At 52.9% G+C, this 16,363-nt stretch carries 15 protein-coding genes; 6 read left to right on the top strand and 9 right to left on the bottom strand.

Going from position 1 to position 16,363, the window contains the following annotated elements; translation table 11 throughout:
* The first annotated feature begins 40 nt into the window (after positions 1-40).
* Positions 41-241 carry a hypothetical protein gene (locus ACFO9Q_RS18850; RefSeq protein WP_379184956.1) on the top strand — a complete coding sequence of 67 codons (201 nt, stop codon included), beginning with the start codon at positions 41-43 and terminating at the stop codon, positions 239-241.
* A gap of 697 nt (positions 242-938) precedes the next feature.
* On the top strand, positions 939-1,175 hold the full coding sequence (locus tag ACFO9Q_RS18845; protein WP_379184954.1) for a hypothetical protein: 237 nt from the start codon (positions 939-941) through the stop codon (positions 1,173-1,175).
* Between the two features lie 80 nt (positions 1,176-1,255).
* Here ACFO9Q_RS18845 and hxlB read toward each other — a convergent pair whose 3' ends face one another.
* The gene (hxlB, locus tag ACFO9Q_RS18840) at positions 1,256-1,822 is read right to left on the bottom strand and encodes a 6-phospho-3-hexuloisomerase (RefSeq protein WP_379184952.1); all 567 of its coding nucleotides are present in this window, start codon (positions 1,820-1,822) and stop codon (positions 1,256-1,258) included.
* Positions 1,823-1,835: 13 nt separating this feature from the next.
* Positions 1,836-2,468 (bottom strand): 3-hexulose-6-phosphate synthase, encoded by a 633-nt coding sequence (gene hxlA / locus ACFO9Q_RS18835; protein ID WP_379184950.1) that lies wholly within the window; start codon positions 2,466-2,468, stop codon positions 1,836-1,838.
* A 167-nt stretch (positions 2,469-2,635) separates the two neighbouring features.
* Between hxlA and ACFO9Q_RS18830 the strand changes: the two genes are divergently transcribed.
* Entirely contained in the window at positions 2,636-3,004 is a 369-nt protein-coding gene (locus ACFO9Q_RS18830; protein WP_379185023.1) for a winged helix-turn-helix transcriptional regulator, read from the top strand.
* 61 nt (positions 3,005-3,065) lie between these two features.
* Here ACFO9Q_RS18830 and ACFO9Q_RS18825 read toward each other — a convergent pair whose 3' ends face one another.
* Positions 3,066-3,572 (bottom strand): Uma2 family endonuclease, encoded by a 507-nt coding sequence (locus ACFO9Q_RS18825; protein WP_379184948.1) that lies wholly within the window; start codon positions 3,570-3,572, stop codon positions 3,066-3,068.
* Between the two features lie 88 nt (positions 3,573-3,660).
* Positions 3,661-4,101 carry an MEKHLA domain-containing protein gene (locus tag ACFO9Q_RS18820; protein WP_379184946.1) on the bottom strand — a complete coding sequence of 147 codons (441 nt, stop codon included), beginning with the start codon at positions 4,099-4,101 and terminating at the stop codon, positions 3,661-3,663.
* Between the two features lie 152 nt (positions 4,102-4,253).
* Here ACFO9Q_RS18820 and ACFO9Q_RS18815 point away from each other — a divergent pair, with 152 nt between their 5' ends.
* From ACFO9Q_RS18815 to ACFO9Q_RS18805, 3 genes are all read left to right on the top strand, one after another.
* Positions 4,254-4,799: an RNA polymerase sigma factor gene (locus ACFO9Q_RS18815; protein WP_379184944.1), complete on the top strand. Its 546-nt coding sequence runs from the start codon at positions 4,254-4,256 to the stop codon at positions 4,797-4,799.
* Positions 4,789-5,781, top strand: a complete 993-nt coding sequence (locus ACFO9Q_RS18810) for a hypothetical protein (protein WP_379184942.1) — start codon at positions 4,789-4,791, stop codon at positions 5,779-5,781. Before ACFO9Q_RS18815 ends, ACFO9Q_RS18810 begins: the two co-directional genes overlap by 11 nt.
* A gap of 535 nt (positions 5,782-6,316) precedes the next feature.
* Positions 6,317-6,922: a LysE/ArgO family amino acid transporter gene (locus ACFO9Q_RS18805; RefSeq protein WP_379184940.1), complete on the top strand. Its 606-nt coding sequence runs from the start codon at positions 6,317-6,319 to the stop codon at positions 6,920-6,922.
* A 291-nt stretch (positions 6,923-7,213) separates the two neighbouring features.
* Here ACFO9Q_RS18805 and ACFO9Q_RS18800 read toward each other — a convergent pair whose 3' ends face one another.
* The 5 genes from ACFO9Q_RS18800 to ACFO9Q_RS18780 form a co-directional block, all read right to left on the bottom strand.
* Positions 7,214-11,263 carry a LamG-like jellyroll fold domain-containing protein gene (locus tag ACFO9Q_RS18800; protein ID WP_379184938.1) on the bottom strand — a complete coding sequence of 1,350 codons (4,050 nt, stop codon included), beginning with the start codon at positions 11,261-11,263 and terminating at the stop codon, positions 7,214-7,216.
* Between the two features lie 456 nt (positions 11,264-11,719).
* The gene (locus tag ACFO9Q_RS18795; RefSeq protein ID WP_379184936.1) at positions 11,720-12,352 is read right to left on the bottom strand and encodes a nitroreductase family protein; all 633 of its coding nucleotides are present in this window, start codon (positions 12,350-12,352) and stop codon (positions 11,720-11,722) included.
* A gap of 115 nt (positions 12,353-12,467) precedes the next feature.
* On the bottom strand, positions 12,468-13,778 hold the full coding sequence (locus ACFO9Q_RS18790) for an LLM class flavin-dependent oxidoreductase (RefSeq protein ID WP_379185021.1): 1,311 nt from the start codon (positions 13,776-13,778) through the stop codon (positions 12,468-12,470).
* A 75-nt stretch (positions 13,779-13,853) separates the two neighbouring features.
* On the bottom strand, positions 13,854-14,924 hold the full coding sequence (locus tag ACFO9Q_RS18785) for an aliphatic sulfonate ABC transporter substrate-binding protein (protein ID WP_379184934.1): 1,071 nt from the start codon (positions 14,922-14,924) through the stop codon (positions 13,854-13,856).
* 253 nt (positions 14,925-15,177) lie between these two features.
* Complete coding sequence (locus tag ACFO9Q_RS18780; RefSeq protein ID WP_379184932.1) at positions 15,178-15,840, bottom strand: class II aldolase/adducin family protein; 663 nt, start codon at positions 15,838-15,840, stop codon at positions 15,178-15,180.
* Between the last annotated feature and the right edge of the window lie 523 nt (positions 15,841-16,363).

The following is a 16,363-nucleotide window of genomic DNA, read 5'->3' as shown; positions in this document are numbered from 1 at the left end:
GAAATGAGCCGCAACCAAGGCGGCCAAGGAGGATGAAGAGATGGTTATGAATGATTACATTGCAGAAAAGCTGCATCAGTACCGTCAATATGAACAAGTGGAACGCGAGCGCCGAGGGGAATATATCGTTCACGATTGCGCGGGACGCCGCCGCTTCCTGGGTCTATTCGGTCCTAAGGTGTGCGACCCCAAGGTCGTCCTCTACCCCTGTCTCGACTGCAAGGAGAGCACGCTCGCATGATGAGCATGTGCAGGAAGCCCACTTATAAGCACCACCAACGAAGCAGCGCACCCCTCATGAGGATGCGCTGCTTATTTATTTTTTAGCCAGAGCGTCGCAACTATCTACATCTTGATGCGTTACATAGATTGGAAGCACATCCAAAGCTAGTAATCTACTACCAGGAGAGGATCTTGTACATGAAGGAGTCTATTACCGCTATTGTATGTTCCATGATTATAGGAGGCAGTCTGTTCGGCGGGCTGTACTTCGTAGGCCAGGCACTTTATTGACAATATGTTGAAGTTCAATACAAGTCTCAGAACCCTCCAGTAAGTTAAATATACGGCTGAATGATATAGGAGGAACGTTCATATATGAGAAAAAAATTTATTGACCTGATTCCATTTTACGTATTTTTCATTGTTTATTTGATCAGTTCCCTGTGGCTCTCCGATCAGTTCATCGCGCTAGGCTTAAGCAAAAAGGACACTACTTTATTACAAATAGTCGTAATTGTCACTTTCTTAATTGGCTATCTCACTGCAGAGCTTCGAGTTCACTTGAGATCTAAATAACAAGTGACCAAAAGGAGAAAAAGAGGGGTATCGACCGTACCGTCGTACCTTAGGAAAGGACAAATACAAAAGCAACTATTCCGTCCCAATCGCGTTATACTACTTATACAAGAATCTGGAAGTTGAGGGAGGAGTTACGATTGAGCCGTCAGGAAGATATGCATGAGACGCAGCCGTCGGAGCAGGTGGTACACGGAATTAATGACCATTATGTTGATGAGCAGTTGAGAGCGATGCAGAATATTGAGGGTGGCGGACCGCCTAGGCGGGTAATATGGGAGCAGCTGCCTAAGCCGCTGCGGGTGTTCGGGTACTGCTTCATCGGGTTCATGCTGCTGATGACCGCCCTCCTCCTCCTCTCCTCGTTCCTCCAATAATAATAGCAACGCATGAAGAAGCCATCCCTTGTACGAGCGTTCCGCTCCTGGGGATGGCTTCTTCTCCACCTAATAACCTGCTACTCGAGATTAGCATGACGCTCCAGCATCGCCTCGGTCGTCATCGCCAGCTTATCCATTAACTGCAGCACGACCGCATCGTAGAACACAAGCAGCGTCTGCTCATACAGCGTGCCCATCGGCTGAATCGTCCGGTAGCTGCCCTCTCCCTGCTCCTTGGAAGCACCAGGAAGAGTGACAACTACGCTCGCTAGCTTGCCAATCGTGGACTGAGGAGCGGTCGTTACCGCAGCGACAGCGGTGCCGAGCTTGGCAGCCTTCTCCGCAATGGAGATAAGCCCCTTCGTCTCGCCCGAGCCGGACCCGATCAAGAGCAAGTCCTCTGGACCGGCGCTTGGCGTGACGGTATCTCCTACAATATGGCTGTCGAGCCCCAGCTGCATGAGCCGCATCGCGAACGCCTTGGCGACGAGACCTGATCGTCCAGCCCCCGCTACGAAAATCCGCCCAGCACCCGCAATGCGCTCAGCCAGCTCCTCCAGCTCAGCTGCCGATATGCCAGCGGCTGTACGAGACAGCTCCTGCGCCACTTGCTCCGCATACGATAGCGTTCCTGTTTTATTCATCGGCGGCTTGTCCTTAAGCGCCCTTGATCAGCTTCTGCATCTGGGCAGCGACGGCTTGCTTGTCGTCTTGACCCGTAATTCCGCCGCCTACGATGACGAGGTCAGGCTGAGCCTTGATGACCTCTGGCAGCGTGCTTAGCTTGATGCCGCCGGCTACAGCTGTCTTGGCATTCTTCACAACGCGCTTAATCGTCTGCAGCTCTTCGAAGGAGTTGCGGCCCTCGGCCTGTAGGTCATAGCCTGTGTGTACGCAGATATAATCCACGCCCAGCGCATCGATCTGTGCCGCGCGAGTCTCAATGTCCTTCACGTTAATCATGTCAACGAGGATGCGCTTGCCCTGCTTGCGAGCTTCCTCCACCGCACCCTTAATTGTGGAATCGTCCGTCGCGCCAAGCACCGTAATGATATCAGCACCCGCTTCGGATGCCTTCATGATTTCGTAGCCTCCGGCGTCCATGATTTTCAGATCGGCTAGTACTTGAAGGTTGGGGAACGCTTCCTTAATTGCTCTTACCGCGTGCAGCCCCTCATTGATGACGACAGGTGTGCCGATCTCCACGATATCGATGTAAGCTTCTACTTCCTTCACTACTTGCTTCGCGCCCTTAATGTCTACTAGATCCAGTGCCAGTTGCAATTCCATTATTATAATTCCTCCTAAGTTAGAATGAGTGGTTGAGATAAGTGCAAGCTCCTCTTGCACTGGGGTTAGTATAGCGCTGGATGGCGGATGTGGGTAGTACGCACTTTGATCTTACCTAGTGTCTCAAAGTATACTGTCAGCTATAATAGGGGGTAGAGGTGATGGGAATGGAAGAACAGAATGTGAGGACGTTCAATTGCGAGAAGGAGCTGACGCTCTCGGTCATCGGGGGCAAGTGGAAGATGCTTATCCTGTGGCATCTCGGCAAGAGCGGTACGAAGCGGTTCGGCGAGCTGAAGTCGCTCATTCCGGACATTACACAGCGAATGCTGGTCAGCCAGCTTCGTGAGCTGGAGGAGGATCTCATCGTGCATCGCGAGGTGTACCCTGTCGTTCCGCCGAAGGTGGAGTACTCGCTGACCGAGCTCGGAGAGAGCCTCATGCCAATCCTCGACTCCATGTACGCTTGGGGCAAGAACTATATGAACACCGTAGCTATCGACCGGGTGGAGATTAAGCTGGCTTCGCTGGACTAAGGCCTCTAGGTGTGAAAAAGCCGCTGCTCGAAGGTTCTCGAACAGCGGCTTTGTATTTTTTTCACTCGAAGATATCCTCGTGGTTAAGCTCTATGCCTTGGAGAACTTGAGATGATGGTATCAGGCTATACTTGCCATCTTGCAAGGAATACAGCTTAATCTCCTCTAGGTATGGGGTGACGATCCAGTATTCTTGCACGCCATAACGCTCATATATCGCGTACTTCTCAACGAGATCACGCTCCGCATTCTTCTTGCCAGGCGATACAATCTCGACCACGAGATCGGGCGGACCATAGATGCCTCTAGCTTGCACAATATCCAGACGGTCTCTATGAACGATGGATAGATCCCCTAACCGATAGTCTCGGCAGGTCACATCTCCATGAAGGTAGAGAGCCGTATTGTTTGCATATATTTTGCCTATATTATTGGCCTTCACGAACGAATGCAACAATGCATTAAGATTAGATAGAATATACTCATGATCTGTTCCGCTAGGTGTCATCAACTGCTTCTCACCATCCCACAGCTCGAATCGCTCATCGGTCTCCAATTCGTATAACATGAATATCACCTCACTTGCCATTATATCACAAGAACCGCCTCGGTAACCTCTCGATTGGCTCCAACTATCCATTCCTGCTGTGCAACATTTACTCTACATCCTCCCATTGTTCGAATGCAGCGGCTTGCCCGCAGTACGCTCCCTGCTCGTCCGTCAAGTTCCAGACAACAGCGTCCATAATTCGGAACCTGCGTCCGCTGGCCGAGATGCGGATGCCGGTGTACCCTTCCACATATCCCTGCTCCGCTACCTGCTGCATGAACCTGTCCCGTTCCTCCTGAATCATAGGTTCAGCTGTCTGCCGGGAAGGCATACGTGTGAACTCGCTCCAACCCATCTCCCACAACGCAAGCGCAGCTTGATTGCCATAATTGAGGATGGGGTCCGCTTCCGTTCCGTGCGACAGCACAATGATAGCGGATTGGTCAAGCTGCTGCGACAAGGAGAGATGCTCTCCTTGTTCGTCCAGCAGCCTTCTCCCTAGCAGCTTGTTGTAGCTCTCGCAGATTAGCCGTACTTGCCTGTCCAACTCAGAGGTCACTTCCATCACCCTTAGCTACGTTTTTCTGCTAGTCTAACGTAATAGAGAGGCGTTAGCCAGTTTGTTTTTTTCATTTTTTTCACAGTTGTGGAACCTCACGGGCTGCTCATGTGTCAGTATAAGTATAGAGGTGATTGAGGTTGGCAGACGATTACATCAAGCACTTGAGGCAGCTCGATTCGCTATCGCTGGATAGGTTGATGAGCTATTATGGGCAAGACGTGTGGAACTACGCCTATATGATTACGAAGCGCAGGGAGCTGTCAGATGACATTGCTCAGGATGTGTTCCTGCAGGCATATCGTCATGCGGCTTCCTTCCGAGGGGAATCGTCGGCTAAGACATGGCTGCTCAGGATTACGAGGAATATCAGCTACAACTACTTAAGGTCGGCTGTGTGGAGAAGAATGATACTAACAACCACCTTCCAGTCCAAGGATAGCGGTCCCTCCGCGGAGCAGCTCTACCTGGAGCAAGAAGCGGCTAACGAAGTGTGGGCGGCTGTATTCAAGCTTCCTGTGAAGTTCAGAGAGGTAATGCTGCTCTACGCGAGGCACCAGCTGGAAGTGAAGGAGATTGCGGCCATTCTCGGCCTGTCCGTAGGAACGGTGAAGTCGAGATTGTGGCGAGCGAGAGCGAGAATAAGTGCTCAATTAGCGAAGGAGGCGACCTTGCATGGCCAATGAACGAGCTCCCTGGGAGCCATCTCTACGCACCGATCCGCTCAAGCAGCGGCACTTCTCGGATAGGCTGGCCGACCAGATTCGTAGGCGTGCTGCACAGTTAGATCAGGAGCTTCAGTTGGGTCGCCACAGGCGAATGAGACGATGGCCGCTTGTCGCGGCGAGTCTGACCGTTCTAATCCTTGCCTTGGCTGGGCCTTGGCTCATCAGCGAGCTTGACCATCCATCATCGCAAGAGGACAGCTCGGCTAGGCAAGCGGTTGAGGTTGTTTTTCACCCTGGATTGAAGGCAGAATTGACAGCGATGAAGCCAGCAGTGGCCGAAGCGGCTAAGATCCTGGAGAAGACCGTCCCTGTGAAGCTGACCGCTGTTCAGCGGCCGCTGAACTTGAGACTGTATGCCGAGCTGGAGAAGAAGAATGTTATTCATGCGTACCTGCAAGACGGTAAGCTGCTCTATCCTATTGGAGTGGTAGGCAGTGAGGGGATTGATAAGGTAGATGTGCAGAGCTCTGATTGGACGGGAGATGGTGAAGTTCAAGTAACAGGATCGCTTGCCTCTGAGCCGAACCATATACATCTAGTGAAGTACAATGCGCAGACATATCGCTATGAGCTGTTCGACTTCCAGGACCATCAGGTAGCACAGATTGATCTGGATGGAGATGGACGGGAGGAATTAGTCGGGAATCTTGTAGATTCCGTGCCTCCGTATGTGGAGCTGCATCGTTGGAATGCTGAGCGGGATTATTTCGAGTATGCCGTATTGGATGAGAGTGCTGCACTTTTATACGGTGTCGACCGAGAGACTAGTGTGACTCGGAGCTATCTTTTCCAAGAAGGAGGTCAGTGGATCATTGAGTTCGGAGCTGGAGAGCTAATCCGCTACATGACTTACAAGGAAGGTCGGCTAACAGATATGAAGCTGAAGGATCAGAAGAGCCGACTGTTGGAGATTCAGAGTAAGAAGCAGCACATGCACTAACTAGAGAGGGACTTGTCAGATGGAGTCCATCTCTAACTAGTATGATATAATAGGGGCTCATTTAAGGAGGCGACTATGATAAGTTTACTGAGAATATCTTATATTTTGATAGCTTTAAGTGTTCTTTTTATTGTTGTGAATAGTAATATATCTATACTTCTACTTATCGTAAGCACTGTCACCAGCACAATCTCTGTAAGGAGATTGCATAAGAGCAAGCCGGCCATCGTGTCCTTGGTGCTGTCGTTGTTCTTAATAGCATTCATAATGTTGTTCTCATTATATGCGCTGTTAACCTTCACAACTCTTGAATAACTGTGCGTTCAGAATCGCTCAACCATTCACCCGCAGGACATCCTTCCCTCGCATCCGTCTCGACCTCCCGCTGCGCTTGCTTCTGCCCCTTCCCCTTGCTGTTCAACTATAGTATATAGCATTCGGTTGGGTGGGAGGACAGTCATTAGGAGGGAGACAGGGCCGCCATATCGACTATAATAATAGGAGTATCTGACATCAAGTTGGGAGAAATCATCTTATGCTGCTTATCATTATTCATGGACTCATACTTGGCTTCGGCCTCATCCTGCCGCTAGGGGTACAGAATGTGTTCGTATTCAACACAGGCGCCACTCAGCCCTCCTACCGGAGAGCGCTCCCGGTCATATTGACCGCTTCACTCTGCGATACCGTCCTCATATTATTCGCCGTAATGGGGCTGTCCCTCGTTGTGCTGAACTTCACATGGCTGCAATCTATTCTCTATGGAGCTGGCTGCTTGTTCCTGCTGTACATGGGGTGGGTGCTATGGAAGAGTAAGCCGAGCACTGGAGAAGAGAGCCATTCTGCTGATCCTCGCAGGCAAGTGCTGTTCACCGCATCCATCTCTCTGCTTAATCCGCATGCCATACTGGATACAGTGGGGGTAATCGGCACCAATTCGCTAAGCTACGACGGCTCTGAGAAGTGGATCTACACACTCACCCTTGTATTCGTCTCTTGGGTATGGTTCTTCGGCCTTGCCTTCGCAGGACGTCAAGTCGGTAAGCGCTATGCCGCCGGCATCTTCCTCGCGAGAATGAACAAGGTGTCTGCCTGCATCATCTGGGGAGTTGCTCTCTATATGGGCAGTCACTTCCTGTGAATGACAGGCCGCGCTGCGGGAGGCTAGCACGTATTCGAGCCTCCTCCGGACACTGCAGCATCCAATCGACATAACATGCTAAGCACTTAACGAGGACAATCCGCGTTAAACCCTCCTCCGGCCTCCACTCCAACTGGCTTAACACGGATAATCCGCGTTACAGTGATACGCCTCTCAGTCCGCTCCATCTTCCGCACATAAAAACAGGCGGCCTCCATATTAGAGACCGCCTGTTCACTCATCTCAGTCCACCTTGGTATCTATCCGCGCACTGGTGCCATTCCACCTACTCTACTCGAAGCTTATCGTCTGCACGTTCACGTCCAGCTGCTTCCAGTCCGGTACCGCAACGAGCAAATCATGCTTCGTCGCAAGGTTTACTCCGGAGATTCCCTTATTCAGCGGCTGGTTCGTCAGCTTATCAACGGTGAACGCCTTCACCTCGATACTCTTCGCTCCGCTGCGGTTGCCCACTCGAACGAGAGACAGCTCTGGAGATATCGTAATATCTACATCCGCCGCAGGACCTCCGCCGATTCCGGCAATTGCTATGGCCCGCACCTCATCATCGACTTGACGAGCCAGCGTCATTGTCACATTTTTATCCGCGCCTGGTGTGAAGCGAAGCTGGGTATAATCGGCATTCGTCGTTAACACGTCCTGTTGCCCTGCTGCAGTAGATACTCCCTCAATAACGATAGAGAGCCCGTTAGGCAGGATGGAATTATACGTATACGTTCCGCTTCCGGTACCGACGATCTTGCGGGTTAGCGCTTCATTCTCCGGCAGCAGATAGGCTCCCTTCATCAAGTAGCACGGCAGACTGCCCGGGATCTCCGACTTAATCTGGCTGCCGAAGCGGCCTGTGCTCCGTCCTTCCTCATCTGTAATCTGCAGGTCCGCTGGCGACAGCAGGAAGTCAATGACGAACCTTGTTAGACCCAGATGGCCGCTGAACGGCAGGTCATGATCCGCGAGCAGATATTGGCCGTTCGTCATCATGCCGAGCGTAATGCCATCTTGGCTGCGGAAGGTCGGTGTCGCCGAGTTCGAGAAGAACTCGTATTGAATAACTCCACCCACACGGGTGAAGCGAAGCTTGCAATCCGCTGAGCTCGGGTTATTGCAATCCCATACGAACATCTCGACGCCATTGAGATCCGTAATCGTGCTCGTGCCGTCCGGTGTGAGCTGCGGCCCCGGATGACCAGGAGGATAGACGAACCGATAAGGCATAACGCAGTGGGAGGACCCTAGCTTGTCTACATATCCACTGTCCCACACAGCCCCTGACGGGATGAAGAACAGCAGAGGTGCATTGTTCCGATCGACCCCTCGCAGGAAGGTAGCTTCAATCTCACGGTAGGTCTTCTCCACGCGCAGAACGCCTTCACGTCCTTGATCATGGAAGTGAATCAACGTCTCGCGGCTGAGCAGCTTGCCATGAATGGCCGTGAATTGCTTGTGAAGTGCGGCCTTCGTCAACGTGTGCGTATCATTACGGCCTTGCCACAGGTTATCCGCGACGAGACTGGCCATTGACGTACAGAATCCGGTAGCAAGCCCGCCGTTGTCCTCACCCTTCAGGAAGTGCTCGTAGAAGAAGTAATATGCGGATGTGAGCACAGGATGTCCGAAGACAGGGTCGAGCAGTTCATGCCAGATCTCAGCTGCACCGAAGGTATCTTGGTAGGTTCCCCAGCTTGGGATGCCGTCGCTGAAGTTCTCGAAAGGAAGATCATGCGTGCCGAACTTGAAGGGAATCTCCAACACACTTGCTGTGCTAACCGTTCGCATGTTGCTCACTAGACCGTCCGGATTGCGCACCTGCAGGTTCGCGAATCCCCCGCTGCTTCCTCCCCCTCCTGTTCCAGGCACCGAGAAGGACAGGCGATTACGGTTCTCTACCGCCGCAGGGTTCGCTGCCCCATTAATTAAGACGGATGCTCCAGGGAGGAAGGCCTTGCCTGTCAGTACAACAGAGGCTCCCGGCACGATAGCCGCAGTGAAGGCGTCAAGCTGCGGCTTCACACGGACCGTCAACCGGTTGCTCTCCGTTCCATCATCTCGGCGGACATAGACCGTCTTGTCTCCCCCATCGCTGTCTGCAGGAATGGAGATCGATAAGCTCTCATCCGCATTCGCAGCAGGTACCAGCACCGCTCCGCCGAACACGACACGATCACTTGAGGTGAATTGACTGCCGCGGAGTGTAATCTTATCGCCAGGCGCACCTTGAGCAGGCGTAATCTCCGACAGCCAGGGACGTGTCAGTAAGGCTTCCCAAGCATCCTCGGAAAATTCATAGAACTGAATGCTTCCGTCGATGCCCTCGTAAGCACCATCATTGCCTTGCCGTCCCGGCTGGCCTTGGGCGCCCGCGCGGCCGTCGCGCGCATCCTTGCAGGTCTCTCCAACTCCACTTCTTCCGCCGTTTCCTCCGAAGCCTCCGGCGCCGCCGTCTCCTCCGCGGCCACGAGTGCCTCCTTGGTTTTTCAACTTGAAGGCACGGCTCGTTACGGTCGACTCCAGCGTCCCGTCAAGGACTCCGATCGTAATGTTGCCACTTGTCCCTCCGTTGCCGCCTCTGCCGCCGCGACCGCCGTCTCCTCCGTCTCCACCCTCTCCTCCGTCTCCAGGGTCTGCGCTGCAATGCCAGCCGAAGAACCAGATCCGCTCGCCGGTATGACCATTCGCTCCGTCACCGCCGCGTCCGCCTCGCTGGCCTCTGCCGCCCTTACGTCCTTCTTCCCCGTTGAGATCAATATTCGGCACGGCGCTCATATCTCTGACCCACAGCTCCAAGTTCGGCGCAGTGGCTCCCTTAGATCCATCAATGCCCGGCTCGCCGCCGCGTCCGTCCTCCCCATTCAATCCATCGCGTGAATCCGGCTTCGTATGCACACCAGACCACCCTCGGCCATTCAGATCCGGATTGTCTGGACGAGCAGGAGTAGTCCCGCCTGGACGCCGCCAAGTAATCTTCGCATTGTCACCGCAGATGACCTTCTCAGCAATGATGTAGAAGGTCGTTACATTCGGTTCAATGACAAGCTCCGTATTCGTCAAGTCAAGGGTATTAGCAATGAGTACTGCGCTATGAATAGGAATAGACTTCAAGGTGTACAGATGAACTCCTTCACCTGCTGTGCCAGGCCAGTGGCGAGGGATATTGGCTTCCAGCTTGCCGAATATGCCTCCGTCATTCAGAGATATTCCTCCGCGGACACCAGCACTTGGCGACGTGAACAGACTAGCTACGTTCGGCCTTACCTCTCGGCGCAGGGGAGCGGATGATGAGATGGAGCTTAAGTTAATCTGAGGTCTGGATACAGGCCGATTAACCCCAATCTCAGGTCTGCGCGGTGTTGCCGTCGTGGATGCAGTGACGGTCTGGAACTTCTTCAGCGTCACGGTGCTGTTCCGGTTGACCAGATATTGGGCGAGCTTCTCACGCTTCACTCCTGCGTTCACAGAGGTTGCCAGCTCCTTGGCAATAAGTCCCCAGTTAATTCCCGGGGATGCGCTGCGGCGAGGTGCAACAATAATCTTCCCTGGGGTAATCACCGTCTTGTTCACAATCTTCAGCGTGTCCAGATCAGACAGCTTGTCTACTCCTGCTGCATTCATAATGTCCTTAATTGGCTGAAGTCTGGCACGGCTGGCATCCGGAATGAGATTCACCTTCACATTCTGAATGCCGGTTGCCACCTTCACAGATTGAGCGATTCTAATCTCATCCTGCTGCTTCTTCAGGATCGATTGGCTGTTCACGGCACCACTCTGAATCTGAAGCTGGGAGATTCGTCCCTGGAAGGGGAATCGCTTGCCGTCAATCCAGGCTCCTATCTTCAGCCCCAGGTTGCCAGTATTCACAATAGGGCCAGCAACAATCTTCGTGCTGACGGCTTGGCCGTCCAGCTCCAAGGTAGACTGGCCAGACCCCTCGCGCACCCAGCGAATGTGCACGAGCTGGTTCGCCTTAACAAGAGTACTTCCGCTGTCTATTCCCACCCAGCCCGCTGCCGTATGCACGGACCCAACCACTCGGCCGTCCTTCTCAATGAACAGCGCTAGGGAAGGAGTCTGTCCCTCCACAATATTCTGGCGGTCGGTCCCCACACTGCTAGGCTGTACCGCAGCTTCAATCGTGAACGCCTGCAGCTGCTGCAGCTCCTTATTATTCTCCAGTTCGATGAAGCCTCTCTCCAGCTGGAACCCCGTCTCTCTCTCCAGCAGCTTCGTTCCTACCGATTGAACAATTGAGATTCCTTGCACCGAGCCATCATAGGCACCTTGGGCATCACTCTTAAGCAGGAAGACGGTCTTGCCGTTATTCATGAATTTCCCTCCAATAAGAATTGGTATTGCTGCCGTTCACTTAACCATCGCAGCATCCATTCAATTCGCCTCGGAGAGCTGATTCACCTTCCAAGTATGGATTCCGTTAACATAAATAAGTAAATATTACCATAATTATAAACAAAGCCTTAGTCCGTGATGCCTACCCCACGTCAAGCTGTGATTACAGACTCATGATTGACACCTGCATATGCCGAGGAATGTTGTCGTCCAGTGTCACTGCTATGGGTACTCCGGCCAAGGCTAGTTGGGAGCATTAGCGCCACATTCTTGGCGCTGCAGCCTACCCAGCTGGTTCGCCCTGCACATTAGCGCCAGCTTGTGGCGCTGCAGCCTCCACAGCTGGCTCGCCCTGGTCCCCGCTCAGAATATGAAAAAGCCCCAAGTCAGCGACTTGAGGCTCCTCCTTATATTGCTTACGTCCTTATCTGTCGATTAAAATGTATTCGACACCGTTAGTTGATCTAACGGAAGTCTGCCGCTGCCGCGTGCAGGCTTAGCCGCTGTTCCTACCGTAATCAGCATGACCGGTACATAACGCTCAGGCACATTGAACTCTTGAACGAAGCGCGCGCTGTCGAAGCCGCCCATCGGGCAAGTGTCGTAGCCAAGCGCCTTAGCTGCCAGCATAATGTTCATGGAAGCCAGGGAGCCGTTGCGGATCGCTTCGTCACGAGCGACTTGCGGGTACTGGTAAGCACCTTCGATCTGGGAAGCCAGCGCATCCTTCACTTCTTGCTTCAGGAAGCCGCCTGCAACTGCAGGTCCGAACACCGCTTCTACGTTGCGGTTCGCCTCCAGGTCGCCTAGTACGGCAATCGTTACAGAGCTCTCAGCGATCTGCTTCTGACCGTAAGCGATCGGAAGAAGCTTATCTTTATAGGCTTGATCCTCAATGACGAGGAATTTCCAATGCTGCAGATTCCATGAAGAAGGTGCATCTGCGCCTGCTTGAAGAATTTGCTCCAGGTGTTCCTTCGGCAAGGTCAGACCCGGTTGATATTCCTTGACAGCATGACGTTCTGCAATGACGTTGAACACATCAGATTGCTTCACTTCTAGACTCATCTTTGAATCCCTCCACTTTTCTCATATAAGTACCTGACACTTATGTTCAGTCTCAATTACGATTATATAGCATATAACTATTCGTAGTAAAATGTCAGCTATAATCTCAACCCATTCACCTAGCGAATCGATTCGACGGTCTCTTCAGACCGAGGTGATGACGCAATGTAGCTCCCTCATATTGCATGCGGACAAGCCCGCGTTGCTGAAGCTCTGGAATAACCAAGTCAACGAACTCCTCTAAGCCGCCTGGCAGGTACGGAGGCATAATATTGAAGCCATCAGCTCCTCCCTCGCGGTACCACTCTTCCAGTTGATCAGCAATCTGAGCAGGAGTCCCCATAATCTGGCGATGCCCCCGGCCTCCTGCCACCCGCTCGTATAACCCGCGTATCGTTAAGCTCTCCCGCTCAGCGAGCTCCTTCAGCAGCTGGAATCGGCTCTTCGTGCCATTAACCTCTGCTAAGTCCGGAAGTTCAGGAAGCGGACCGTCGACCGGGTAGGGAGACAAGTCGAAGCTGATGAGGAAGGAGAGCAGCGCCACTCCCGCTTCGGGCTGAATAAGCTTCTTGAGCTGCTCTGCCTTCTCCTCAGCCTCCTGCTCCGTTCTTCCTATAATCGGGAATACGCCGGGCATAATCGCCAGCTCATCTGGAGATCTGCCATACTCCGCCACTAATCCCTTCACTTCTTGGTAGAAGGCTTGTGCTTGCTGGAGGGTCTGCCAAGCTGTGAAGATAACCTCCGCCGTCTCTGCGGCCAGCCTCTTGCCAGCCTCGGAGGAGCCAGCTTGAATAATAACAGGATGCCCTTGAGGGGGCCGAGATACATTCAGAGGTCCTCTCACTTGATAATGCTTCGTATCATGCCTCAGCTCATGAACCTTCGCCGAGTCCGCATAAATTCCGGTAGCAGCATCAGCAAGGACCGCGCCATCCTCCCAGCTGTCCCATAATCCCTTCACGACTTCGACAAAATCCCGGCACCGTTCATATCTTAAGCCATGCTGGAGATGCTCTGTCTTGCTGAAGTTGAAGGCTTCATCGCCATTGTTCGAGGTCACAACGTTCCAGGCCGCTCTCCCACCGCTAAGATGGTCCAATGTAGCGAACTTCCGAGCGACATGGAAGGGATCATTATAGGTTGTGCTTACCGTAGCGGCTAATCCGATGCGTTCAGTGACCGCTGACAGTGCGGACAACAGCATAAGCGGGTCCGGCCGCAGATTGTGTGCATTGTATGCCACGTCACTCGCGCCCACTGCCAGCACATCAGCCAGGAAGAGCAGATCGAACTTCCCTCTCTCGGCTGTCTGAGCCAGTCTCTTGTAGTACGCAAGCTGTTCCGTGCTGGAGGCCTCTGCCTCTGGATGGCGCCATCCAGCGAAGTGCTGCCCCGCACCCATGACGAATGCGCCAAGGCGCATGTAGCGCTTGTTCTCTCTCAATCCGCTTCCATCCTCTCTAGATGCATAACTCTTGTAGCAGCAGTCACCGATTCCTTACTTCTTAAGAGCTTCCTCCAAGTAGCGGTTGTCGGCTGCTTGAGCAGGATCGACCAGCTCCTTCAACACGCCGAGCTCATGAAGCTTAGCTGCCGTGTTCCTCTGAGCCTCAATAATCTCATCCGTAATGAGTGAATTGAGCGGCTTGATCTTGGCAACGACGGCCTTAAGCACTTCCTCGTCCAGCTTCATCTGCTTGACATAGATCTGAACGGTCTCCTCCTGGTTCTCCTCCTGCCAGATTCTTGCACGCTCAAGCGCCTTCAGATAAGCGGTGACGAGCTCCGGATGCTCCTCGGCGAATTCGCTGTGCACGACGTTGAAGTTAGGATTAATAAGGCCCAGATCTTCTCCGCTGACGAGGACACGAGCACCATTCTTAATCACCTGCGTGGATACGAATGGCTCCCATATCGCCCAGGCGTCCACTTGGCCAGCCTCGAAGGCAGGTCGTGCTTCAGCAGGAAGCACCTGAACGATTGTGAAGTCGGTGATTTTGAGCCCCGCCACTTCGATTGCTCGAACTAGGACGTTGTACGGCACGCTCCCCTTGGCAACGGCAATCTTCTTCCCCTTGAGATCGCTAATCGACTTCGCTTCGCTGCCCTTCGGCACAATAATATTGTTGTTCGTCTTGCCATCTCCTGAGACTGAGATCTGCTTGAACGGCACCTTATTCACTTGAGCACTGAGTACAGGAATGTTACCCGTCTGACCGAAGTCCAGATGGTTCCCCGCAATGGCTTCGAATATCTCTGGTCCCGTCTGGAATGCCGTCCACTCTGCCTTGGCCCCCAGCTTCGCGAATTCTTCCTCCACGAACCCTTTGTCCTTCGCTACATTCTGAGGAGATAAGGCAGGGACCGTGCCGATCTTAACCGTAATTGCCTTCGACGGCGTCTGCTCCGTCTGAGGGCTAGGGGATGCATCTTTCGTCTTGCCTGCACCATTAGCGCCGTTGTTAGCCGTATCGTTGGCACCGCATGCTCCTAAGAGGACAGCTACCGCTACCGTCAGAGCTGTAACCAGCACCTTGCTCTTAGTTCTGTACTTAATCGTGTTCTTCATGTTGTTCTCCCCCACTGTCTTGTTGATTTAGTTTGCTTTGTATGAAAAAAAAAAACGGAAACATACCAAACACCGGCCATTAGCCGTGTTCAATTTGTTTCCGTCGATACGGTCAACAAGAATATAAACTATAGTATTATAGTATGTTTAGTCAGAATAATAAGGTAGCTGCTTGCCTCTGTCAACGATTTATTTATGGAACAGAGGACAGCCCCCTCTGCTAGCGGGACTGTCCTCTGGTGTGGTGCGGGCTCTATAATTGCTGAAGCAGGTTCACGCGATACGCTTCACTCTCTAGTCCCTGAATCTCCTTGTACTCATCCACAGTAAGCAGCTTCGGAGTACCAACGCTCTTGGCAAGCAGGTAGATCTTCGCACTCTCCTCCACCACTTGCGTACGGTAGAACGCTTCGCGGAGGTTTTTGCCAACAGTGACAAGACCATGATTACCGAGGAGCAGCGAGTTGTGAGCAGTGATCTTCGCTGCAACGGCATCTGCCAGCACATGAGTGGTTGGTACCACATAGTCGACGAATCCAATCTCACCAACCAGCGCTGCTTGGTCCGGGAACATCATCGGCAGGTGCTGCTCCACCAGGGTGAACGCAATACAATGAGCAGGGTGCGTGTGGACCATCGCGGTAACAGCCTCGTTCACCCGGTAGCCATACAGGTGCATGAGCACCTCGGATGAAGGCCGGTGCGTGTTGTCTAAGATGTCACCTGTTGAGATGGATACGGGAACCCACTGGTCCGGCTCAATATCCTCGAATGCGAAGCCGCTTGGCGAGATGTACATGATGTCCTCATGCCGCGCGCTGATGTTGCCTCCCGGCCCCACCACTAACCCCATGTCTACAATCTTACGAGCATACTTCGTTAGCTCAAGCCTGAGCTTCACCTCTGCTTGTTGCATAATAGCTTATCATCCTCCTGTCTTTTGTTCTTTCCCATTGTTCAGAAGCGTGCTACGTGTGAGGGGCCACATAATATCCCCGTTAAGACGGATTTTCCGTCTTAACTCCTCCTGCTGCCCCGCTCGAGGGTGCTTTAGCGCGGATTTCCCATGTTAAAGTCCGTTCTTGCCGTCCAACAGGACCCCATTTCCCCCGTTAAGACGGATTTTCCGTCTTAACTCCACCTGCCGCCCCGCTCGCGGGTGCTTTAGCACGGATTTCCCATGTTAAAGTCCGTTCTTGCCGTCCAACAGGCCCCCATTTCCCCCGTTAAGACGGATTTTCCGTCTTAACTCCTCCTGCTGCCCCGCTCGCGGGTACTTTAGCGCGTATTTTCCGTGTTAGCATTTAAAACATACAAATTACTGGGACTGCATATCCCCATAACTGTAAGGCGGGAATGCCCGCCTCAAGCTAACCCTGCCAGCGCGTGCCGCTGGTATACACCAGCCGCTAGCCCGCGCTACCCAACCGCTCGCGAAC

This window comes from Paenibacillus sp. GCM10023252, from assembly GCF_042653305.1.
Classification (GTDB): Bacteria; Bacillota; Bacilli; order Paenibacillales; family Paenibacillaceae; genus Pristimantibacillus.
Note: the sequence above shows the minus strand (reverse complement) of the source record. Positions and strands in the feature narration are given on the sequence as shown.